The 21,997-nt window shown below is 55.6% G+C and carries 18 protein-coding genes; 8 read left to right on the top strand and 10 right to left on the bottom strand.

The features are described 5' to 3' along the window. Positions 1-11: 11 nt before the first annotated feature. The 7 genes from ACXAIA_RS13395 to ACXAIA_RS13365 all read right to left on the bottom strand — a co-directional run bounded on the left by ACXAIA_RS13395 (position 12) and on the right by ACXAIA_RS13365 (position 7,551). Entirely contained in the window at positions 12-1,112 is a 1,101-nt protein-coding gene (locus ACXAIA_RS13395) for a glycosyltransferase family 4 protein (RefSeq protein ID WP_475349761.1), read from the bottom strand. After that, a complete protein-coding gene (locus tag ACXAIA_RS13390; protein WP_475349760.1) occupies positions 1,109-1,861 on the bottom strand; it encodes a glycosyltransferase family 2 protein in 753 nt (250 codons plus the stop codon). Before ACXAIA_RS13390 ends, ACXAIA_RS13395 begins: the two co-directional genes overlap by 4 nt. Then, entirely contained in the window at positions 1,854-3,371 is a 1,518-nt protein-coding gene (locus tag ACXAIA_RS13385; protein WP_475349759.1) for a hypothetical protein, read from the bottom strand. Before ACXAIA_RS13385 ends, ACXAIA_RS13390 begins: the two co-directional genes overlap by 8 nt. Then, positions 3,356-4,099 (bottom strand): hypothetical protein, encoded by a 744-nt coding sequence (locus ACXAIA_RS13380; RefSeq protein ID WP_475349758.1) that lies wholly within the window; start codon positions 4,097-4,099, stop codon positions 3,356-3,358. Before ACXAIA_RS13380 ends, ACXAIA_RS13385 begins: the two co-directional genes overlap by 16 nt. Beyond that, positions 4,096-4,986, bottom strand: coding sequence for a hypothetical protein (locus ACXAIA_RS13375; protein ID WP_475349757.1), 891 nt, complete (start codon positions 4,984-4,986; stop codon positions 4,096-4,098). The genes ACXAIA_RS13380 and ACXAIA_RS13375 overlap by 4 nt, the downstream gene beginning before the upstream one ends. A 247-nt stretch (positions 4,987-5,233) precedes the next feature. Continuing rightward, the gene (locus tag ACXAIA_RS13370; RefSeq protein ID WP_475349756.1) at positions 5,234-6,442 is read right to left on the bottom strand and encodes a glycosyltransferase family 4 protein; all 1,209 of its coding nucleotides are present in this window, start codon (positions 6,440-6,442) and stop codon (positions 5,234-5,236) included. Then, on the bottom strand, positions 6,433-7,551 hold the full coding sequence (locus ACXAIA_RS13365) for a glycosyltransferase family 4 protein (RefSeq protein ID WP_475349755.1): 1,119 nt from the start codon (positions 7,549-7,551) through the stop codon (positions 6,433-6,435). The genes ACXAIA_RS13370 and ACXAIA_RS13365 overlap by 10 nt, the downstream gene beginning before the upstream one ends. 152 nt (positions 7,552-7,703) lie before the next feature. Here ACXAIA_RS13365 and ACXAIA_RS13360 point away from each other — a divergent pair, with 152 nt between their 5' ends. Both ACXAIA_RS13360 and ACXAIA_RS13355 read left to right on the top strand, forming a co-directional pair. Continuing rightward, positions 7,704-9,176, top strand: coding sequence for a WecB/TagA/CpsF family glycosyltransferase (locus tag ACXAIA_RS13360; RefSeq protein WP_475349754.1), 1,473 nt, complete (start codon positions 7,704-7,706; stop codon positions 9,174-9,176). Next, positions 9,173-11,347: a GumC family protein gene (locus ACXAIA_RS13355; protein ID WP_475349753.1), complete on the top strand. Its 2,175-nt coding sequence runs from the start codon at positions 9,173-9,175 to the stop codon at positions 11,345-11,347. Before ACXAIA_RS13360 ends, ACXAIA_RS13355 begins: the two co-directional genes overlap by 4 nt. Before the next feature lie 282 nt (positions 11,348-11,629). On the opposite strand, the gene ACXAIA_RS13350 is transcribed toward ACXAIA_RS13355, so the two are convergent. Then, on the bottom strand, positions 11,630-12,952 hold the full coding sequence (locus ACXAIA_RS13350) for an O-antigen ligase family protein (protein WP_475349752.1): 1,323 nt from the start codon (positions 12,950-12,952) through the stop codon (positions 11,630-11,632). 107 nt (positions 12,953-13,059) lie between these two features. Between ACXAIA_RS13350 and ACXAIA_RS13345 the strand changes: the two genes are divergently transcribed. The 6 genes from ACXAIA_RS13345 (at position 13,060) to ACXAIA_RS13320 (ending at position 19,545) form a co-directional block, all read left to right on the top strand. Next, positions 13,060-14,127 carry an O-antigen ligase family protein gene (locus ACXAIA_RS13345; RefSeq protein ID WP_475349751.1) on the top strand — a complete coding sequence of 356 codons (1,068 nt, stop codon included), beginning with the start codon at positions 13,060-13,062 and terminating at the stop codon, positions 14,125-14,127. Continuing rightward, positions 14,120-15,478 (top strand): prenyltransferase/squalene oxidase repeat-containing protein, encoded by a 1,359-nt coding sequence (locus ACXAIA_RS13340; protein ID WP_475349750.1) that lies wholly within the window; start codon positions 14,120-14,122, stop codon positions 15,476-15,478. Before ACXAIA_RS13345 ends, ACXAIA_RS13340 begins: the two co-directional genes overlap by 8 nt. A gap of 37 nt (positions 15,479-15,515) precedes the next feature. Then, positions 15,516-15,758, top strand: a complete 243-nt coding sequence (locus tag ACXAIA_RS13335; protein ID WP_475349749.1) for a type II toxin-antitoxin system Phd/YefM family antitoxin — start codon at positions 15,516-15,518, stop codon at positions 15,756-15,758. Further along, a complete protein-coding gene (locus ACXAIA_RS13330; RefSeq protein ID WP_475349748.1) occupies positions 15,758-16,144 on the top strand; it encodes a type II toxin-antitoxin system VapC family toxin in 387 nt (128 codons plus the stop codon). Before ACXAIA_RS13335 ends, ACXAIA_RS13330 begins: the two co-directional genes overlap by 1 nt. Positions 16,145-16,157: 13 nt before the next feature. Then, the gene (gene hrpB, locus ACXAIA_RS13325; protein ID WP_475349747.1) at positions 16,158-18,665 is read left to right on the top strand and encodes an ATP-dependent helicase HrpB; all 2,508 of its coding nucleotides are present in this window, start codon (positions 16,158-16,160) and stop codon (positions 18,663-18,665) included. Positions 18,666-18,765: 100 nt separating this feature from the next. Continuing rightward, on the top strand, positions 18,766-19,545 hold the full coding sequence (locus tag ACXAIA_RS13320) for a hypothetical protein (RefSeq protein ID WP_475349746.1): 780 nt from the start codon (positions 18,766-18,768) through the stop codon (positions 19,543-19,545). A 21-nt stretch (positions 19,546-19,566) separates the two neighbouring features. Here the strand turns inward: ACXAIA_RS13320 and greB are convergent, their stop codons facing one another. Both greB and ACXAIA_RS13310 read right to left on the bottom strand, forming a co-directional pair. Further along, on the bottom strand, positions 19,567-20,046 hold the full coding sequence (gene greB, locus ACXAIA_RS13315) for a transcription elongation factor GreB (protein ID WP_475349745.1): 480 nt from the start codon (positions 20,044-20,046) through the stop codon (positions 19,567-19,569). Positions 20,047-20,149: 103 nt separating this feature from the next. Continuing rightward, on the bottom strand, positions 20,150-21,649 hold the full coding sequence (locus tag ACXAIA_RS13310) for a tyrosinase family protein (RefSeq protein WP_475349744.1): 1,500 nt from the start codon (positions 21,647-21,649) through the stop codon (positions 20,150-20,152). Positions 21,650-21,997 lie beyond the last annotated feature (348 nt).

Genomic DNA, 21,997 nt, shown 5'->3' with positions numbered 1-21,997 from the left:
TAAACAAGATGTCAGTTCTGTTTGAGAATGCGGGAAATCAACCGGGTAAGTCTATTGGCAAATAGCGTGTTGCTGAAATCCTCCTGACACATCTGATAAGCCGCATCACGCAGTTTGGTTGTCTCCGTTGGTGAGGTGATTGCGGCTATGATCGTATTTGCGAGCTCTGCTGGATCGTTGGGCGGACAGAGTCGCCCGGTTTCACCATCGCGCACAAATTCCGCCAGGTTTGCGATGTTGCTCGTAATCACGGGCACATTGGCAGCCATGGCTTCAAGCACGACAAGCGGTTGCGCTTCGTTGGCATAGTGACTGGGAAAAATGAACAGGTCTGTGTCTTCAAAGATGGCGCGTTTCTGGCTTTCAGACGCAGGTCCCAAACAGGTTGTTGTTGTGGTTATCTGATAGTGCTCTAGCAAGCGATCCAGATCCGCAACACTTAGGTCGCCGGCGGCCCCTGCAATCGTTAGCGTAAAGGCGATACCCCGTGCGCGCAGAATAGCACAGGCTGCAAGCAGGGTTTCGATGCCTTTGGCATGAAACAGGTTGGACAGCCACAGGAGCCTGACAGGATCGTGTGCTGTCCAAGGCTTGGTGGGTGGGGTGCGAAATGCTTCGTCGTTCAGGCAGTTGCGGATAATGGCAGACTTACAGTTCAGAGCATCAACTTCAGAGCGCAAGCTTTCGCCGAGCAGGATGACGGTTTGATCTTTGAATACCAGTTTTTGGAAAAGCGCCGCCCATCTTGATCGTCGCATGTTCGGTAAACCGCGACCGTGCAGGTGCAGGATGGCAGGGATGCGAAACATCCTTGCCAGCAACACATACAGGCAATCCCGGTAATAGGCGAAGCCACTTGGAGCAAAGCAGATATAAAGGGCGTTCGCCCGAGGCAAAGCCCTGATCAAACGCATCACTAGCCAAAGTGCTAGCCCGATCTTGCGCAGCGAAAACCGGTTCACATCGGATAGTGTTTGGGCGAAGCGCATTTCAATGACATGCAGATCAAAATCTTTCGCCAAGGCCTTAATGGCGAACTGGTTCATTTTGGCCGCGCCATGCATGGGTGGGGGCAGTTGCACCATGGCGATGATTTTAGCGCGAGAAGTCATCGAATATTCCTTCCGGCAAACATTTTAGCATCCCGGAGCTTGGCGATGACCATCCACATCGATGGGGAAAGTTGAGAGCGATACTGCGCGAGAACGGCGGCACGGGTCTGGTGATAAAGTGCGTCTGGTATGCGGGCGAAGTGGCGGGTGTCCGCTCGAAAGTTACGTTCGATCAAGCGCGTGTTGAGCCGATGCATGGTGGCGTTTGCCAGGCAACAGGCGCGCAGATAAAAATCAAGATCAATGCAGCAGGGAAGATCGGTTGCATAGCCACCAGCGCGGGCCCAGACGGACCGGTGCATGGCAAGAGAGGAGTGATGCAGCGGGTTGCCGACATAGAGGCGCGATGGCGAAAAACGTTGCACCTTGCCCGGAGCTAGTCGCCATGGATCGGACACAGCACGGGTGAAGACAAGTTGATTGGGGTTGTGAGTGAGGGTGTCGACTTGCCGGTCAAGCCGACCTGGCAAAGAGAGGTCGTCGATATCCTGAATCGCAAGCAACTCCGTCGGGCTGTTTTCAATGGCGAGATTGAGTGCTGCGCCACGCCCGATCTTGCCGGGATGAAGGAGTGTTAGTCGCGGGTTGTTTTGCCAATCCTTCGGGCAGGTAAGGGGCTTGGTTGAGCCATCATCAACAAGAACGGCATTATCCTGGGGGCCAAGTATCTGGTCGAGATTGTCAAAATAGCGATCCAGAAACGCATCGCCGTCCCGCACGGTCGTTATGATGGTGATCGGATCACGCATCGCTGTCTCTCCATGAAATGGTCAGGGTGGCGCTGGTCCCGTGCTTTGGTTTTACACTGATCCGTGTTGCGGACCCGGCGGCGCTGAATGCCGCATTTGGGGTGATTTGAAGAGGCGCATCTGCAGTGATGTTGATCCCGAGCTGTGGGCAGACGAGGGTGTCCGGACTAGGCTGTGTAAGGTCGATCTTGCCATCCAATAGAATTCGGAAGAGATCGACCTCACCCGGTGGGTGATCGGGAACATGGTCGGTGATGACAACGCTCGTTTTCTGGAATGCGATCTGTCTGTGACCGATGACACCGGCAAGATCAAACTTTACCTCAACCCGGTTGTTATCGATCTGGCGGGCACGCAGGAAGTGGGCAAAGTTACGTTCTGCAATGGCGGGAAGTGGGATTGAACCCGGTTCATAAAGGCTTGGGATATCCTGTTCGCCGCCAGTTGGCGGTAAAAGAATACGGGCTGATTTCCCTTGGCCGGAAATAATCACCGGTGCTCCTGAAACATCAAAACCCTGTTTGCCGCAAAGCGTCATTTGCGCGTGATAGTCAGGGGATGAAAACTGCGCGACAAATGCGGAAATCTTGATTGCTGCTTCAGGCGATTGGCGATTTTGCACGGTCGGAATCTGTGCAGCTTTGAGCAGCCAATAGCCTGCAAAGGCGAGGTAATCGTCATGGTGGTTATAACTGTACCATCCCGGTGTTTCCGGATTGTCGGGCCCGGGCTGTTTCGGCAGCGGTGTTGGTGCGAGAAGGTTGAGCGGGATTTGACCAGACTTGCGGTGGGCGTCTTCCATGCGATGAAGGATTGCGTCTGCCGCGTCGAGATATTCGGCTTTCAGCAAGACATAGAGCGCACAGGTCGCGCCAAAACTCTGTCCCGCGCCACGGCCGAGCAGGTTTGCATAACCATGCGTGCCGGTCAGTTCTGCGAGCGCTGCCGTCGCCCGATCTGTGATGCGTTGATGTCGCGGGTCTTCGTTATCGGATAAAAGGGCAACGCAAAAGGCGTGGTATTGCCCTGAAAAGCAACTCGGTCGATCAAGGAAAAACGGGGCGCGCCAATAGCGCTGCTTGATAAGCGCGAAAAGGGCAAGGTTGATGAGGCGTGCCAGAATTCCGTTTTGTCGTTTGTGGCGATTGATCTGGCCGAGCAATTGCCAATTGGCAACGTCCGGACATTGCTGTTTGGCGTCACGCAGGATCTCACGGATTGTCTTGGGGGCAAGTCCCGGCGTATCACGCAGCGCATATTCGATGAATTCTCGGTGGTAGGTTTTGTCCTTCGCTTCTGATGTGAGGGCAACCAGCGCGCGTTCAATATTTGGTGCAAACCGGTCTGGATCGACCCGGGTCCAGAGATTGATGGCGAAGGCTTTGGCGTAGAAATCCGGTTGTTCGAACTGTCCGTTCGGGTGTTGGCGCGTCGCCAAATCCCCAGCGATCTGGTGGGCCAGATTTTGGCAGAGATTACGGATATTTTCGTTTCTCAGTGGAAGTGACATGTCACCTCCATACCAATTGACTGGCCGGCCTTTAGGCGATTAAGCGGTACCGCCTGTATCTCCGGAAAATGTCGCCCCATACGTTCGCGCAAGCGCCACAGCAGTCGTTTGATCGGTAGCATGCGCCAGATAAAACGTGAAGCAGCTTCTGGCGCAGAAAGCGTGAAAAAGCGGTTTGCCCAGCGAAGCCAGACCTGATCAACCGGATCACGGGGTAACAGGCGGGCATGAATGATCCAGTGATCATCGCGGTCACGCAGATACATGTATGGATCAAACCGGCCCGCACCATTCGCCTCGTCAAGGCGGACGGTGATGGTCGCGCCATCCTTTCCAACCAGCTGCGCCTGCTTGGCGGGATAAAGGCGGTATTTGTCGCTATTGCTGTGGGTGAATTTCTTATCGGCAATGATCCCATGTTTGATGGCGCTTTTGTCAAACACCAGCCGGATCACGGCGTCTTGCAGCAGGATGTCATCAAGTGCCTGAACCGAGAGGCGAAGCCGGACTGTGTTCGCAGATGTTTGCTCGGTTGCATATGCGATCTGCAACCGGCCACGTGACAGGTGCCAGATGTCACTTTGATTGATGGCATTTCTGGGCTGGTCTGTGATCGTGACAAAGGACTGCTGGTCCGAGCATTCCAGTCCCCAAGGTCCAAAATGGATGTCGCCATATTGGCCGTGGATCAGTTTGTGGTTCGAGATCTTGGTTGTGAGGTGTTTCATGCCAAGACCCGCCGTTTTCTCAGGACTTTTTGGCAAGCAAACAGGATCACGACCAGACACGCCATCCGAAATACGATCAGCGTCATGATGTCAGTTGAGGTCTCAAAGGTTGGTATACTGATTGCGGACATTGCCATCACAGCAAGGCAGATCCATCCCACCCATTTGACCTGAGAAACCTCCTGCAGGATCAGGATTTGTCGGCTCAGAAGTGCGAGCAACAATGGCCAGGCAGAACCCAACTGAAGGATATTGACCAGATCATGTGACGGAGCGTGATAGACAAGGTTGGCGACTGTATCTGGAAAGAAGAATAAGAGCCCGGAGACCGTGGCCATCGGCGCCAAAAGCCAGATGTCACGCAATCTCCCTGTTTGTTGTTTGGCAAACAGGGTTGCGGCAATGGCAGCGATTAAACCGGCGCAGAACAGGAAAATCCGTTGCGCCATAAATAATGCGTCATTTCCCGCGCCCAACAGCACAAAGTCGAGGTTTGGCAAGAAGCCCGCCAATAATGTGAAGCCAACAAGGCCAAATCGGCTGCCACGACCGATCTGGACGGATTCATCGGGCCGGGTTGGGAGGCGCTCGAAGGCGAATGCTGTTGAAAAGGCCAAGCTTGCCAGTGAAATCGCCGGTGCAATGAGATAAAGCACTAGAAGCGATTGAGTTAGCGAAGCCCAGAGCGCAACGGTAATTCCGACGGCCTGCCCGGCGACAGTAATCCCGCCAAGTCGTGAAAAGCGGGTGTTGGCGGCAACAACCCAGTCGGGGGAAAGGGCGGCGGCCAGTGGGATAAGGGCGAGCGGCCAATAAAACCCGAGCGTCATATCTGTCATCGCGATGATCAGCGCAGATGCAATCATCGCAATCACCAGACGCAGCACCACAACAAGTGCGGATGATCGAAAGGCGCGGCTTTGTGCAAGCCTTACCAGAAACGGGCCACTGCCAGCTTGGGTCGCTGTGACGGCGAGACCGATCATCGCGAGTAACCCGAAATAAGGCCCAAGATCGCTTTGAGAATAGGCATGCCCGATCAGCACAAGGATCAGCATGCCGCCCAGGCGCGCGATCACGTTCGCCGCGATCAGCCACAGCGGATAAAGCCCCGACTGTATGGCGGTTAATCCTCTATCCATGGCGCGACAGGATGGTTTCATAGGCCTGATCAACACGGGTGCCATAGGCATGTTGAAGGTCTTGTGCGATTTGATCGCGGGCGGTTTGGGCGATGTTTTGGCGCATGACCGGTTGGGTGATCAGGGTGCTTGTGGCCGTCGCCAGTGCGGTGGCGTCGCGCGGAGGGATGATCAGGCCGCTTTGATGGTTGATGATAGGGCTTCCGGCATCAAATGTGGTGATCACCGCGCAACCTGCTGCCATGGCCTCCATGGTGGCAAGGCTGCTGCCCTCTGTCAGGCTGGGGAAAATGAAAACATTCGCCAAGAGCATGTGTTCTGCGACCTGATCATGGGGCAACGGGCCAAGCCATTTGACGCCGTCAGGCAGGTTGGAGAGCAATCCCTTTGCGCAGGGTTGTGCGGCACCAATCAGGAACAGTTCAGCGCGGTGCCGGAATTGACGGCGAATGATTTTCCAGCCGGCAAGAAGATGCGCGGTACCCTTGGCGAGGGACAGGTTGCCGACATAAAGCAGGCGAAAGGTGGTGTCCTCGCGTTCTGTGCGTTGTCGCGCAAGCAGCGCCTGACAATGCCGCGACATGAAGGGGATCAGATATATCTTTTCTTGCGCAATGCCAGCGCGTTCCAAGCCATTCGCGACGGCATCGGACGGGGCAAAGACGGCGTCGGCGTAATGGGCTTCGGCGGTGCGCCGTCTGGCAAGGAACGCTGATATTTCGCGATATTTCCTGCCGTGGGCGGCATATTCGTCGGCGACTTGTGCGTGACGAATTTCTGCCAACTGGCCGGTCACATCCGAGATCGTGATCATATTGCGGGCCTTGGCCCGGCGCATGGCAGGCAGGCTGTAATTGCCCTGACCATGCAGAATGCTGGCCTTTGGCGGGTTAGCGGCAGCGAGTAGTGACAGCGGAATGTCGGAATAAAGATTGCGGGCAGGCAAGCGAAGCGTTTGAGCCGTTTTGCCAAGCAGATCGGGTAGAAGATGACGGCCCGGAATGTTCGATAGCGCTGCGTCAACATTGCGGGAGCGAGGCTGCACAAGTCCGGTGCCGTCGTGACGCCAGAAGCTGTCCCAGCGGACCAGTCTTTTCTGATTGGCGAGATGTTGGGCGAGAATGCTGGCCTGATCAACGCGGCTGATCAGCCAGACCGGCGGGCCAGAACAGGTTTTGGGAAGTGGCTTGATTATCCCCATTGCCGCGCTTCCGATTTGTCGGGTGCTGCGTCATTGATGACGTTCCACATTGTCTCGCCATGATGGACGGGATTGTTGCGGATAATCGCCTTGGCTTGGTGCTGGTGCGTGGTTTTGAGAAGGGTGGGGGTGCCCAGAAGCTGTTCGCAGGTGTTGATCCATCGGCCGGGTTCATCGATGGGCAGGATTTCCGGTTCCCGCAAAATATCCGGGGCACATCCTGTCATCGGGCTTGCCAGTGCGACCGCATCACATGCAATTGCATCAATGACTGCAACGCCATAGGCATCATTGCGGCTTGGAAAAAGTGCGAGCTTGCTGTTGCTCAGAATGGCCGGGAGTTGTTCGGGTGGGAGTTGTCCGAAAACGTCTGCCTGATCACTGATGCCCGATACTTTCAATGTCGCGATTGTTTTTGCGACATCCGTGCTGCCAACAATGGCAATTCGCTGGGCAATGCCGGTTTTGGATAGTGCGTCGGCGATGGTGATAAAGAGATCAAAGCCTTTGGATGATGTCGTGCGACCACACCAGACCAGGTCAAAGTGTCGTTCCGCCATTGGTTTGTTGGCTTTGGCGTCTGGCAACTCGAATGATGGAGGAATGGGGGCAATCCAGATACGCTCGCGGGCAACGCCGTGGCTTTCAAACCATGCCGCCCCACGCGAACTGGCGGCGATATATCCGCTGGCACGTGCAATCATCATCCGGCGCAATTTTCGCCGAACGGGATTTGCGTAGGCGGCATCAGAGCCCGACCAGCCATCAAATTGCAAAATGGTTGGGATGCCCCGTTTCAGTGCCCAGTTCTGAGCTTGCCATTGGGCCATGCCGAAGCCAGCCAATATCAAGGCATCGGTCGGGCTGGCTGAAAGCGTGCGTGTGACGCCAAACGGAACAGTGAAGGTACGATTTTCCCCCAGCGGAATTTGCACACCGGGCAATGTCAGGTGTTCGAATGCCGGTTTGGCGATTGACCAATTGCGCTGCGGTTCACGGCGTTGGGTACACAGAACGCGCAAGCCGCCGCCTTGCGCATTCGCGCGATGATGAAGCGCGTCATAGGCCGCAGATCGGTAGGGTGGCACAAGGTTTGTCAGTAAAGTCACCCTCACTGCGATGGTCACCTTGAGATGCTAATATTGTTTGTCGTTCAATCATAAGTTACCATTATCTTCAACCAATTAGCCATAACCTTAAAGTGTAGATGGCTGTTTTCGCCGGTCTGTGGCTATGTCGGGCGGGGTGACAGGGGTGGTGCATGCGCGACGAGATTTCAGGGCAAAGATCGGCCTTTTTCGGCTTGCCGCTTGATATGCGACGACGCGCCCAAGTCTGTGCGGATATCAGCAAGACGCTCGGCAAAGGTGTCGGGACGGACAGCCGAGACTGTTTTCGCCATCACAGCCTGAACGCGAGCAAACTTCCCGCTGCCTTGCGTGATGACAAGCTTTTTGCCGCCCTGTCCCGTGCAGATTGTCTGTCGGCCGACGGCATGGGGATTGTGTGGGCGGCGCGCCTTATGGGGATCAGGGTGTCTGAGCGGGTGACGGGTATTGATCTTATGACCGATCTTCTGGCGCAATTCGCGCAGGACGGAATGCGCGTCTTTTTGTTGGGTGCGCGCCAAGACGTCTTGGATCAGTTGAAAGTGACATTGCTCGTCCTTTATCCCGGACTGATCATTGTGGGTACTCATCACGGCTATGAGATGGATGATCAAAACCTGGCCGAATGCGTGGCACGGGCCAAGCCGGACGCCCTTTTCGTGGCCCTGCCATCACCGCGCAAGGAATTGTTTGTCGATCACTATGCGCCCCAAACCGGATGTCGTTTTGCGATGGGAGTTGGTGGGGCTTTTGATGTGTTGGCCGGTAAAGTCCGTCGCGCCCCGACGATTTGGCAACGGGTTGGTCTGGAGTTCCTTTGGCGCATCCTGTGTCAGCCCCGCTACATGGTCCCGCGATATGCTCGGGGTCTTGGTGCCTTTGCAAGGCTTGTCTTGCCCCGGATCGCAGGTTTCCAATTCAAACGTTTTCGCCGTGCCGTGCGCAGAGCAGTGATCGCTGTTGTGGCGCTGGTAGCGCTGGCGACACTGTTTCCTGTTTCGCAACTGCAGGCACAGCCGGTGACGAGTTTGAAATTTGATCCGGAAAACCGGCAGGAAGCCATCAGTTGGATCGAAACCGAGATTGCCAAGGTCAAGGATCAAGAGGATCTCACGCTGCTGGTTGATGCGCTTCTGTCCAGCGTGCTGTCGGAGAACGGTCGCCCGGAAGAAGCCATTGTCGATTGGCAGGCAACAGAAAGCAGCCTCCAACTATTACTCGGCCTGTTTGATGCCGTCATTGGGGGCGGGACCAGTCGATTTCTGTTCGAGACCATTCTGGGCGGGGTGGTCTTGCGTTTGATGGAATTGCATCCTGATCCTGAACGGATTGTTCGTGTTGTGCGCAGTGATGCGACAGTCTTGGCGGAGCGACTGTTTGAGCGCCCGTCAAACCAGCCCATTGCTGTTGCCGAGGCACAATCAGCGTTCAGTGCAAATATCGAAGGTGGTGCGCCATCGCGCTTTGTGGGCGCGGCGGACGGGGGCGAAGCCCGAAAAGAACGGCGCTACACCAGCCTTTTTGCTGGTGGTGTCCGGAATCCGCGGGCCAACCGCCTTTGGGGGGTAAGGGATTACGAAGACTCAACCGGGATCACAGAGCTTGAGGATGGCAGTCCGCGATGAAAGAGCGTCCGAACCCTCCCGGCAGTTTGGCGAGCGCCAATACAGAACGGTTTGATCCTTCCTTGCGGGATTTGTTGCGTATTCTCTGGCAACGGCGCGGCGTGGTGGCACTGGCCTTTGTTTTTGTTCTGATTGTGCTTTTGACAGCGATTGCCAATTGGCAGGGCGTCTATCGTTCTGTCGCGGAGATCGGCTTTTCACAAGACAGGCAGGTCGCAGAACGGCTTTCGGCCGATATCCCCGGCACGGATCAACGCACCGTCACAGCACAAGAAATCGAAACCGGGATTGCCGAGATCAGAGGCGAGGAAACGCTGTCAGCTGCACTGTCGGTTTTGCGTGGAGAGGGTGTTTCGCTGAGTAGTGCGGAGGCGAGCGCCGGCATCCTTGAACAGCTTGCCGAAATCGTCGCCGGAGGGACGGACGCGCCCGTTTTGAGTGACCCGGAAACAGTCGCGACCCTTCATCTGCGAAACGGACTTGAAGCTGCGCGGGTTGGCAATGCGGCGGTGATTGAAGTTGCTTTCAGCGCAAAGCAGCCCGAAACAGCACAACAGGTCTTGTCAGCAATTGTCGAGAGCTATCTTTGGCAACGTGAAGATCGACAAAAGGCCACCATTCGCAGGCAACTGTCCGAGGCAGAGCTGCAATTTGAAACAGCGCAAGATGAATTGGCGCGGCTCGAGAATGATCTGGCTGCCTTGCAAAGCGGGGCCGGTATTCTTGATGCCGATGAAAGTGCAAGAATGCTTGATCGCATCTATGCGCTTGATGAGCAGGCTGAAAAACTGGGGCAGGAGGTTGCCAGCCTTCGACTGGCGCGCGAAAGCCGGATGGATGCAGCGGATCTTGATGATCTTCTGGCCATATCCGATGTCGCAAGTCATCCACGCGTGAGCCAGATCTCGGCCCAGCTTGAAATGCAAAAGCAGGAATTTGTCGGCCTTGACCAGCGCTATGGCCCCAAACATCCGATCATGCAGGGCAAGCAGCGCGAACTGGATGATCTGCGAAGCGAGCTTGCGGCGGCGGCAAGCAGTGTTGCTGATCAGATGGATATTGCCCTTGCCGGGGCGGAAGAAAAGCTTCGACTGATCACAGCCCAACGCAATCGCTGGGAAGATCGGATGGCGCTTCGTAATACAAGCGTTACGGGGCAGACGGCCTTGAACCGGTCGGTCGCTATGGCACGCACGAACCTTCAGGAACTGGGCCAGCAGGTGCAGTCACTTCGCCGCGAAATGGCGGCCTTTCATGGCGATGCCACAATCTTGCGTGCGCCGACATTACCGATGGTAACCGAATTTCCAGCTAGGCGCGATCTGGCGATGCTGGCCATCATGATCGCTATGTTTGCGGCTGTGGTTGCTGCCTTGCTGCGGCATTATTTCGATCAAAGCATTGATGATGAATTCGATCCGCAAACAGCGCTGGGCATCCCGCTTTTTGCCCGCATTACGGACCAAACTGGTTCAGGCAAACTGGCCTCCGCGCATGATGAGGCCGCTGGGCATCTGGCGGTTCTGATGCGGATCATGGCGCAGGCGCGGGATGCTGAAACACCAAACCGCACGGACGGGCAGGTGATCGCGTTGGGTTCGGCACTCTCTGGCGATGGCAAAAGCCACATTGCCCATGCACTGGCCGAAAAGCTGGCAGGTCTCGGGGCGTCGGTGATCGTTCTTGATGCGGATTTGCATGACCCGGCACCGCCAGTATCGCGACCCTATGACGGGGAAAAGGTCGCCGATCTCACCGATGTGATCTCGGGCATTGCCGAGCTTGATGATGCGCTAGCTGGGCAGGGCGATGGTGAAAGCTATTGCTATCTGGGGGCGCGCATGCCGGTGCCGGGAAGCCTTGCGACGGGCATGATTGACGGGCAGTTGCCAAATTTGATCCAGCGCCTGCGCACCCGGTTTGATCATGTGATTGTCGATACACCGCCGATCCTGTCGGTGGCGGATGGGGTGATTGCGCTGGGCCTGGCGGATATCAGGCTGTTCACCCTGCGCTGTGCACACAGCAAACGTCGCGATATCACCCAGGCCTTGGCACAATTGCGGGCGGCCGCGATTGTCCCTGAAGGCGTTGTCCTGAATGGCGCCCAGCCCCGTGCGGCCTATGGCAAGGCGCAACCAGAGATGACGCCCAAGGGGCAGATGACATGAAGCTTGCGTTGATGGCGATAGGGCTCCTCTTGCTCGGTTCTGGCGGCATTGTCTTGGTGTTGGAGGGCAGGGCGCTCTCGCAGCTTGGTGACAAGAGCACTGGATTTGCCAATGGGAGCGGATTGGTTGCTGAGCGGGAGGTGCGGGAGCTTATGAATGCACTTGCATCAAACGACGATGAACGGCTTCGGACTGTTGTCGAGACGCGACTAGAGAAAAGGCCGTTTGATCCGTTTTTGCTGGGGCTGAAGGCTGAAACGCTGATGGAGCAGGATTTGTTGGCTAGCGCAAAATTGCTCGATCAGGCAGTGGCGGTTGCACCGCGTGATCCGCGGGTTCGGGCGTTGCGTGATCACCTGCAAGCGCATCTTCTAAACACGCCATCCTCAGCATCACCATTGGCAGAATAAGGGCCGGCATAATTATGACCCAGTCACCGATGCTGCCAATCAGTCCCATCAAAATGAAGGCGATCAGAAGGGCGCGGGTGTCTGTCTGTTGGACAGTGGTAATCGCAGTCTTGGCGGTGATGACGATTGTGGCAAACAGGATCAGTATGACCGGAAGGCCAAATGCGATCGCCCCGTCGAGCCATAGGTTATGGCTGCTAAACCAGTTTGCATGGGTGTTCAGGTCCGGGGTGGCGAAATGAGCAATGACAAGGGCCACACTGTCCGCACCCCAGCCGGTGATGGGGCGATCCAAAATCGCCTGCAAGGCCGAGGCCCAAAGATCATCGCGCTGGATCAGATCGCTGCGGCCAAGATCAGTGAAGCGGCCCAGCAGCTCTGGCGATGCGATGGCGGTCATGGCGATGATTGCGATGCAGCCCAAAGCAACTCCAAACAATCGCATGAGTCTGCTGGTGTGCGTGCGGGGTGTCAGAATGACAAACAGCGCCCCGCCAGACATTGCCAAGACGAAAGCCAGTCGCGAGTGGCTTTGAATAAGGGCGACGGCGAAGATCATCGCCAGAGCCAAACACCCGCCCGCACGATCAAGCTGTTTGGTGAAACCGACCGCACGGGTCTTCTGATAGAGAAACAGGCAGGTCACAATGCCAAACCCCATCAAGGTGCCAAAGGCATTGCGATTGGCAAAGCTGCCGGTCCAGTCATCCAGATGGGCCTGTTTGGCAAACCAGAATGTGGTTTGCCATCCCATCAGCGCGGCACTGGCCGCCAGGACCACCTGAAGAGCGCATGCAAACACGATAGTGCGGGCAATGACGCGGGGCAGGCGGGGCTGAAATCGTGCAACCAGTGCTGTCAGGGTGATTATGCCGCCAAGCCAGATCAGATAGGCGGCTACGCTCAGCCAGCCATAAGGCGCAAGTGCGATGTGCGGCGCATTGAACGGATATGCCTGAGCGGGCCAGATGGGCAGGCTTTGAAGGGCAGACCAGCCGATCCATGCAGCGATTGCCAGCCAGAGATAGCGCAGGTGTTTGCCGACCAGAACCGGGCCGGGGCGCAGGCAGATCGCCAGAACGCCAAGACCCGTCAGGATGGTCAGAACGGCAAGTGCCCAAGGACGAAGCCCGCCCAACATCAGCGGGGCGAGAATGATCTGCGCCATCAAACAGGTTTGCGCCAGCCAGAGCATCAAGGTCTGCCAATCTTCTTTGAAATCAAGAGCTTTAGCCTAGCTGAATTTGCGCAGCCTGTCGCGTTGCTTGCATGTGGTGCCGAACCATGAGAGGAAGCGTTTCTGTGGCCCCGATTGACAGCGGGCGAGGCCTGAGTGCTGCCGACCAAGCAGTATCTTTACCGCTCTGGCTGGTGTTCCTCGGTAATCTCGCGATGGGGGCGTCGCTTTGGCTGATTGCGGCTGGCGGGATGGCCGCGAAGCTTATTCTGCTGGGGTTCTGGATTGCTGTTTTGTGCAGCTATGCGCGTCGCAGCCGTATTGGGGGCGATTTTCTGGCGGGGGCGTTGATCCTTGCGGCAATGATCGGCGTGATCGCCACGGGGATTGGTGCAAGCCTCGAAAAGCTCCGCTTAATCGGCAACCTTTTGATGCTGCCTGTCGGGCTGTTGGTTGGTTTCGTGATCGGGCGGGGCAGTCTAAAAGTGATGGTGCCGGTGCTTGTGCTTTATCTGCTGCTTTCGAGTTCGTTTCAGATGACGCATGAGGGGCTGCGTCTTAATCAGCCGTTTCTGTTTCTGGGCCTGTTTGCGCTCTGTTCGGTTGGCCGGGGACGGGGGCATGGGGTGCTGGCGGCAGCAAGCGGTGTTGCCATCCTGCTCAGCCAGACGCGGATCGCGGTTTTGGCGATGCTGGTCAATCTGATCGGGATGATCCGGTTTTCCCGTGCGATGACCTGGCTTGTTGGTGGCGTTGTGCTCGCAGGTCTCGCTTGGCTGGCGGCCCTTTATCTGCCGCGGCTGTTTCTGACCCACGGCACTGGCCGGTTGGTCTTCTGGCAGGATTTCTGGGGGCTGTGGCAAGGCGGGTCAAACGGGCAAAAATGGCTTGGTTTCGGGGCCGGCGCGGTGGAAGAAATCCTGTCGGGTTATCAATCCTTTGCCTCGTTTGGGGCGCTACATAACGATCATTTTCGCATCTTGTTTGAAACCGGTTTTCTGGGGGGCGGGCTTTGGCTTGCGGGGTGGGGTGTGATGCTGTGGGCTCTGCGTCATGCGCGCCTTGCGATCTGTATCCTGCTGTCGGTGATGCTGACCATGGTGACAGATAATACGCTGAATTACGGGCATTACCTGATTTGCTGCGGCATGGCTGCCGGAATTGCTGCGCGTGAGGGATCAAAGCATGGATAGGGATCATCTGATTGATGTCCGGGACCGGGTGCTTGCGCGCATGATTGCGGCTGATTTTGCCGGGGCTGATCCGTTTGACGGGCTTGAAAGTCCGGTGTTTCGCGCAAGCGGGCTTGGGCGGTTTCGTCTTGCGCGCTTGGCTTGGCTGCAGGCGATCAAGCGGGGGCCAGATATTGTGCGCAAGGCGGTTCGTATCCCGCCGATGGTCAATCCCAAGACGCTGGCTTTGCTGGGCAGGGCGGCGCAAGGGGAGGTGCTTTGTGATGTACGCGATCAGTTGTTGGGTATGCAAAATCCCGATGGCGGCTGGGGATATCCGTTTGAATGGCAGGCGCGCGCCTTTCACGCCAAACGCCATCAAAGTAATGCGATTGTCACGAGCTTCGTTGTGGATGCCCTGATTGAAGGCGGACTTGCAGCGGATCATCCCGCCCTCCAACAGGCGGTAGGGTTCATTGAAAACAAGCTCTGGCAGGATGGCTATTTTGCCTATTTCGATCACACCAATGTTGAAATCCATAATGCCAGCCTGTGGGCCGCCTTTGCGTTGCATCGGATGGTCGGGCCAAATGACAAAACGACGCGGGCGGTAGAGCGGGTTGTCGCCGCACAAAGGTCGGATGGCAGTTGGGCTTACGGCACGCGATCCCACCACCAGTTCGTGGATGGGTTTCACACGGGCTACGTTCTCGATCTGCTTGATCGCCTTCGGGCGCCGAGTGCGGGCGGGCTTGAAGATGCGAATGCCCGTGGGTGGCAGTTTTATCAAGAGCAGTGCTTTGATCATGATGGCCTGCCACGAAGCTTCGCCGGGCGCGATGGGTATCTTGATGCCCATGCCGTGGCGCAGGCGATGGCGAGCCTGATCCGGTTTGGCGATACCGATGGGGCGATGCGGGTGGCGAGCTGGGCGGCAGAAAAGCTTTTTGATCCAGAGCGCGATCTGTTTTTTGCCGGGATCAGTAAGCACGGCAGGCCGGATCGGCGAAACTATATGCGCTGGACGCAAGCCTGGATGGTCTGGGCGCTGTCAATCGTGATAGAGAGAACAGACCCGAATCAGTCGAACCTGACCGATAAAGCCATGCCGATATTTGACCCGACCAAGCCGCTGCGTTTTGCCCATCCCGATCCAACGCGGGCGGCAACCGAGACCGCTTTGCGCAACCTGCCGGAGGCAGAATTTCGCGCGCTTTACGACATCACGCGCGCCGCCGCATCGCGTGCCAAAGCTGAAGGGGCGATGGAAACGCTTTATGGCCTGACGCGCGGGATGAAGACCTTACAGCGGATTGGTGGTGAACGCGGGATTGTTTTTGTGAAATCCCAATCGTATTCTGCGCAGAAATAATATAGACTAAGTTAACTTAGTCTAGTTGGAGGATGTGATGGGCATCGTTAACATTCATGAGGCAAAAACACATTTGTCGCGCCTGATCGCGCGCGTCATGAGTGGTGAACAGCTTGTCATTGCAAAGGCGGGCAAGCCTGTCGTGCAAATGTCAGCCTATCAGGAGAATGCAACGGTCCCGAAACGTATCGGTTTTTTGAAAGACGAAGAAATTCTGGTTCCGGATGATTTCGACCGTATGGGTCAGGATGAAATTGAAGAAATGTTCGGTGTTGGCTGATGAAACTCTTGCTCGACACCCAACTGATCTTGTGGGCCGCAAAGGGCAGTGATCGTTTATCCCTTGAGGCCCGCAAGATGATTTCTGATTCGGAGAATGAGCTTCTTTTCAGTCCGATCAATATTTGGGAAATCACGATCAAGAATGCGCTCGAAAGGCCCGACTTCAAGGCGAACCCAAGGCTTATTCGCCGAGCGATGCTTGATAACGGATATCTGGAACTCCCGATGGTAAGTGAGCATGCAATCACTGTTGATACGCTGCCGCCGGTGCATAAGGATCCATTTGATCGCATTCTGATTGCACAAGCAAAGGCGGAGGGCATATTGCTCCTCACTGCCGATACTTTATTGGAGCAATATGGCGAACCTGTTCGCCTCGTGTGATTAATAAATTGCAATGAACTCAGATTTTCCCACCCTGCCAATTGATGCCGTCCTGCCGGATGTTATTTCCGCGTTGGAAAACGGCACCAATGCCGTGTTGCAGGCCCCACCGGGGGCGGGCAAGACGACCAAGGTGCCCTTGGCATTGCTGGACTGCGCATGGCGGGGGGATCAGAAGATCATCATGCTGGAGCCCCGGCGCCTGGCCGCACGTGCGAGTGCACGACGCATGGCGCAGTTGCTGGGCGAGGCGGTTGGCGGGCGTGTGGGCTATCGCGTGCGGTTCGATAGCAAGGTGTCCAAGGATACAAAGATCGAGGTCGTGACCGAGGGCATTCTGGTCCGCATGATTCAGGATGATCCGGAACTTCCCGGCATCGCCGCCATTCTGTTTGACGAATTTCATGAACGATCATTGGATGCCGATCTGGGCCTCGCCTTGGCACTCGAAACGCAAGGGGCGCTGCGTGATGATCTGCGCCTTGTGGTGATGTCCGCGACCCTCGATGGAGGGCCGATTGCCGATCTGATGGGCGGCTGCCCGGTCATCACATCCGAAGGCCGTGCCTATCCGGTTGAAACGAAATATATCCCGACAAAGCCCGATAAATGGGGCAATACCCGCATTGACGCGGAAATGACATCCGCGATCAAAACTGCCCTGCGCGAGGAAAGCGGATCGATCCTGGCCTTCTTGCCGGGGCAGGGCGAAATCACCCGGGTGGAAAGTTCCCTGAAAGACGCTGTCGGAGGGGATGTCGTCATCGCCCCGCTTTATGGCGCGATGGATGCCAAGGCGCAGGATATCGCGATCCAGCCCGCCGCAGACGGCAAGCGCAAGGTGGTGTTGGCGACGGCCATTGCCGAAACGTCACTGACGATTGATGGCATCCGGGTGGTGGTCGATAGCGGCCTGCAACGATTGCCGCGTTTCGACCCGGCATCGGGCATGACGCGGCTGGTGACGGTCAAGTCATCGCAAGCCAGTGCCGAACAACGCCGCGGCCGTGCCGGGCGACTGGAGCCGGGCGTGTGTTATCGCCTGTGGCCGGAAAATAAACAGCGCGCGCGTGCGCCCTTTACCGCGCCCGAAATATCTGATGCCGATCTGGCCCCCCTGACACTGGAGCTGGCGCGCTGGGGTGTTACGAACCCCAAAACCCTGCCGTGGCTTGATGTGCCGGACGCCGCCAAGATCGATCAAGCGCGTGATGTATTGCGTGGGCTTGAGGCGCTTGATGGTGAAAACCGCATTACGCCGATGGGCACGGCCATGGCCGGACTGCCGGTGCATCCCAGATTGGCTCATATGATGTTGCGTGGCGCGCAGCTTGGTCTTGAGGAGGTCTCCTGTGCCTTGGCGGCACTCCTGTCTGATCGTGACTTCATGCGCGGGCGCGGGGCGGATTTGCGCATCCGGGTGGAGGTCATCCAGAAGGGCCGCGCCCCCAAAATGATCGCTGAGGCCGCCAAGCAGCTTGCCCGCCGGTTGCGCGAATCTGTCAAACGGGCCGGGCTTGATAAATCGGCGGGCGCGAAGGTTGATCACGCCGATGAGGTCGGGCTGCTTCTGGCCTTTGCCTATCCCGACCGGATTGGCGAACGGCGCAAGGGCAAGGACGCGCGCTATCGGCTGTCCGGTGGACGCGGTGGTGTTTTGCCCAATGAAGATAGCTTGGCCTCTGAGCCCTATATCGCAGTCGCCGAACTTGATGGGCAAGCGCGCGAGGCGAAGATCTACCTTGCCGCCCCGGTGGCGCGCGCCACCCTTGAAACCCATTTTGCCGATCAGATTTCCGAAGGTACAGAAGTCTTCTGGGACAGTCAAAGCGATGCGGTGGCCGCCCGCTGGCAGCGCCGGATTGGCGCGCTGGTGTTGGAAGAAAAAGCCACTCATGACGAAGCCGATCCCGAGGCGATTGTTGCGGCCATGATCGAGGGTATTCGCAAGCTTGGCCTGCATTGCCTGCCATGTGACAAGGCCGCGAACGGTCTGCGTGAACGCTTGGCATTCTTGCATCGCGTCGATGGCGATGCTTGGCCCGATGTGTCTGATGACGGCCTGTTGGGATCGCTTGAAGACTGGATCGCACCCTATCTGAGCGGGATCACGAAACGCAGCCAGCTTAAACAGATCAACCTGTCCGAGGCATTGCTCGCCGGGATCGACTGGAACCAGCGACAGGAAATGGATCGCCTGGCCCCAACCCATTGGCAAGTGCCGACCGGGTCAAATATCCGCATTGATTATAGCGGTGAAACACCCGCTTTGCCGGTCCGTATGCAGGAAATGTTCGGTGCGACCGAAACCCCAAAGATTGCGGGCGGCAAGGTGGCCGTGACATTGCATCTGCTTAGCCCGGCCCAACGGCCCATTCAGGTGACAAGTGATCTGATCGGGTTCTGGAACGGGTCCTATGCGCAGGTAAAGGCCGAGATGAAGGGACGCTATCCCAAGCATTACTGGCCCGACGACCCGCAGGTGGCAGAACCAACAAGGCGGGTTAAAAGCCGGATGTGAATGGGTTGGTCGTTTGAGGTTAGACTGCCTCACTACTATGAGTTTAAAATGAATTCTTAGTCCTATAGCGATCAAAAGCGACTAGTGGTGGTTTGAGTTAATGGCAGACAAAGTTTGGCGTTGGAATAGTGATATTGAATGGCACTACTTTAGCTCGTTGCAGTTTGAAGCATTCAATGCCCAAGTCGCAAAAAATGATTTTGCTCGATATCATCATTTGAGGTCTTGTTTGTACTTTGCCGTGGGTACTTTGGAAGTTTTTCTTAATAGAAGAATTACCAAATTCCTTCGTGAGGAAGGGTACAGCGAACGCTCAATCAAGCAGAAAATAAATGCCCCACTGAATAAAAAATGGGGAGATTGGGTTGAAAGAATTTATGGCGCGCGGGTAATCGAAAACTCTGGTTTGGATTTGGTGTTCAACGAATTCAAAAAGATACGTAACGAAATCACTCATCCAAAGCGTATAGATCATTCTATTTACAAAGAACTGGACAGTGTAGAGGCTACCTCACTAATTGAAGCAGTTTCTGAAGGTCTAGTTCTTCTTTTTGAAGCTGAGCAGCGAGCATTTCCTTACTGGCTACTCAGTTGGAACTTTGTAGGTGCGAATGGCGACCCCTGTCATCCATGCCTCTTAAACAATCAAAATGGGTTCATGTACTCCCTTCGAGCAATGAACTTTCAAGTTCCGGTTGGCGACGCTTCCGAAATGGAAAAGTGGGAACGCCTGCACATGACTTCTTTGGAAGGGTTTAAAAAACTCAGGCTTAGCTTAGACTTGTATCCTGAGGACATTGAACCCTTTCAGGAGATGCTGCCAACCAAACCAAGGCTCTGTCGTCGTTGGTGGGATAGGACTTTAATTCTTGGTCTCTAGCTGAAAAACTAGGCCCGCAGTCTATTTCGGATAGCTGATTTGAAGGACTTCGAGTTCGTCCTCGCCCGCCGGGGTGCGAACGGTAACAACATCGCCGACACCCGATTTCATCAGGGCGCGGGCGACCGGGGAGATCCAGCTGATCTTGCCATTCAGGCTATCTGCCTCGTCCTCACCGACAATCCGGATGGTTTTTTCCTCGTCGCGTGCGTTGACGTAAGTGACTTGTGCGCCAAAGAAAATGTGCTGGTGATCAGGTTGTTCTTCGGCGCGGACAACCACGGCATCTTCGATCCGCTTGCGCAGATAGCGCACACGTCGGTCAATTTCGCGCAGGCGCTTTTTGCCATAGATGTAATCCCCGTTTTCCGAACGGTCGCCATTGCCCGCCGCCCAATGGACAACGGCCACGACTTCGGGCCGTTCCTTTTTCCAAAGGTGGTCGAGTTCGGATTTAAGGGCCTCTAACCCTTCGGGGGTGATGTAAATCGGTCTGTTCATGACCGGGTTTTAGCGCATGTCGGACGCGGGGGAAAGAGTGCTTGATCGTATCAGAGAAAGCAGACGCGGAACAGGATCAATGGCCGGTTCCGCGTAGAAATGGTTACTCGATAACGACTTCGATGCGACCGATTTTAGGACTGCTTTGACCATCTGGTGCATCGAATGGTGCCAGGGTGACATTCAGGCCATCAGAGAGTTGCTTGTTCATGTCGAGATTTTTCACTTTGTCTGTGATGTTGAATGTGAAAGAGTCGGTCATGAACATCCCTTTCATGCCGGGCATGGAAGTTGCGTTAAAGAAGTTGACGCTTCCGATATAGTGTTCGCTTGCGGGATCAGCTTTGGCACCATCTGGCAAGTTGAGATATACACCATAGGAAACACCGGGGCTGTCGGCGGTATAAAGATCCTGAAGTACGAGGTAGATATTTTGTGATGCAGGTGCCGCTTTTGACAGTAGTTCCATCGGGGCGGCCATGTTGGCGTTGGGGTTTACCGGAATGCGAACCGGCTCTTTACCGAGTGTAATCGCACCGGAGATTTCCTCTGCAATCATATTTGTTTCTGGCCCGTGTTTTTGCACCGTTTTCATTGCACCAGCGGAGAAAGCAGGCGCTGATTCCGAAGATGCCAAAAGCATTGGGCTTTCGATCGGTGGTATATCCATGAGCGTATCATATTTGTAATTCAAGGTTGCGATGTTAAGGAAATCGCCAATTTTGGCAACAACCCTCATACCGGTCCCGTCGTCGAAGACAAACTGTTGATTTTTGAAATTTTCGTCATCGGGGTTCTTGCCACCAGCGGCATTCCAGCTTTGCCACAGGCGGTCCACCTGACAGTGGTGCGCCCAGAAGACCGGATCATTTGCCGCATAGGGAATGGAGCCCATATTCGTGCTCGTTCCAACATCAACGTGAACTGTGCCGTGCGGATTTTGATTGAGCTTGGCGTTGAACCCCTGTTCTCGACCCGATGGTAGAAAAGATTTTTGCGCCATGCAGGTGAACTCTAAACCTGACATGGGATATCCGGAATTGATGCCAGAGTTCCGGTTCGAAACATAAAGTGGTCCGTAATCCGGCGAAGATCCGTCTCTGAATTCGGTTGGGATGGAAAGTTGACTTTGTTGGTCATACGGCCAGTAAGGCAGTGTGAACGCGCTAACTCCGCTTACGTTGCGGATAATTTGCTCGAAATAGAAAACAAACATCCGATGCCATGCCAGAAAGTATTTAACGGGGTTAGGGCCGTGACCCTGGCAGGTGTTCCACATTTCTTCAGCAAGTTGACGCTCTATTGGCGGTTTGTTGCCATAAACGGTGTCGAGCGCATCGGATTTGGTCGTGTTGCCATCAACCCAATGTGTGTACCATTGAAAGGTCCATGAATGCGGATCACCAGCCCATTTTCCTTTCATAATCTTGACGGCAGAGGCGTAAACTTTAAGCATTTCCTTCCCTTCGGGGGAAGTCGTGCTATAGCGCGTCATGACACCTGCTGCCCGTGCTTGTTTTTCAAGCCAGATGTCAAACGGCATTGCGCTGGCAGCGGCGCTGGCACCGGCCAAACTGATGAAACTTCTGCGTGACAATTTCATAGCAACGTTCTCCCCGGATTATTGAATGCGAGGAAATGCTGATGTGAAATCACAACGGTATCAATTGAAAGTTGTTTTTTTCAAGGGTTTCTATCCTTGAGAATGGGTGTTCGCAGGTTTAACGCCCATCCCTTAGGGTGGTTTCCTATTACAAAGAGATCATCGCTTGCCAGTGTCGGCAACATGAGGATTCGGAATCTGGTTTATGCCGAAGCCTGTTGCCCGGTTCTCGGTTCTCGGTCATCAACGGGTATAAGAAAAAGCAGCGGTATTAACCGTCAAGTATTAAAGCATAGTGGTCACGCATTCTCGCATTGAGGATCGTGACCATTTTTCTGACGACGGCAA

Source organism: Thalassospira sp. ABL2_045 (assembly GCF_056161285.1).
The sequence above is the reverse complement of the archived record's forward strand: the minus strand, read 5'-3'. Positions and strand labels throughout refer to the sequence as shown.

Excerpts from the sequence above, each read along its gene's own strand:
- ACXAIA_RS13395 (WP_475349761.1), bottom strand. The coding sequence starts at position 1,112 with ATGACTTCTCGCGCTAAAATCATCGCCATGGTGCAACTGCCCCCACCC.
- ACXAIA_RS13390 (WP_475349760.1), bottom strand. The coding sequence starts at position 1,861 with ATGCGTGATCCGATCACCATCATAACGACCGTGCGGGACGGCGATGCG.
- ACXAIA_RS13385 (WP_475349759.1), bottom strand. The coding sequence starts at position 3,371 with ATGTCACTTCCACTGAGAAACGAAAATATCCGTAATCTCTGCCAAAAT.
- ACXAIA_RS13380 (WP_475349758.1), bottom strand. The coding sequence starts at position 4,099 with ATGAAACACCTCACAACCAAGATCTCGAACCACAAACTGATCCACGGC.
- ACXAIA_RS13370 (WP_475349756.1), bottom strand. The coding sequence starts at position 6,442 with ATGGGGATAATCAAGCCACTTCCCAAAACCTGTTCTGGCCCGCCGGTC.
- ACXAIA_RS13360 (WP_475349754.1), top strand. The coding sequence starts at position 7,704 with ATGCGCGACGAGATTTCAGGGCAAAGATCGGCCTTTTTCGGCTTGCCG.
- ACXAIA_RS13355 (WP_475349753.1), top strand. The coding sequence starts at position 9,173 with ATGAAAGAGCGTCCGAACCCTCCCGGCAGTTTGGCGAGCGCCAATACA.
- ACXAIA_RS13350 (WP_475349752.1), bottom strand. The coding sequence starts at position 12,952 with ATGCTCTGGCTGGCGCAAACCTGTTTGATGGCGCAGATCATTCTCGCC.
- ACXAIA_RS13340 (WP_475349750.1), top strand. The coding sequence starts at position 14,120 with ATGGATAGGGATCATCTGATTGATGTCCGGGACCGGGTGCTTGCGCGC.
- ACXAIA_RS13335 (WP_475349749.1), top strand. The coding sequence starts at position 15,516 with ATGGGCATCGTTAACATTCATGAGGCAAAAACACATTTGTCGCGCCTG.
- ACXAIA_RS13330 (WP_475349748.1), top strand. The coding sequence starts at position 15,758 with ATGAAACTCTTGCTCGACACCCAACTGATCTTGTGGGCCGCAAAGGGC.
- hrpB (WP_475349747.1), top strand. The coding sequence starts at position 16,158 with ATGAACTCAGATTTTCCCACCCTGCCAATTGATGCCGTCCTGCCGGAT.
- ACXAIA_RS13320 (WP_475349746.1), top strand. The coding sequence starts at position 18,766 with ATGGCAGACAAAGTTTGGCGTTGGAATAGTGATATTGAATGGCACTAC.
- greB (WP_475349745.1), bottom strand. The coding sequence starts at position 20,046 with ATGAACAGACCGATTTACATCACCCCCGAAGGGTTAGAGGCCCTTAAA.
- ACXAIA_RS13310 (WP_475349744.1), bottom strand. The coding sequence starts at position 21,649 with ATGAAATTGTCACGCAGAAGTTTCATCAGTTTGGCCGGTGCCAGCGCC.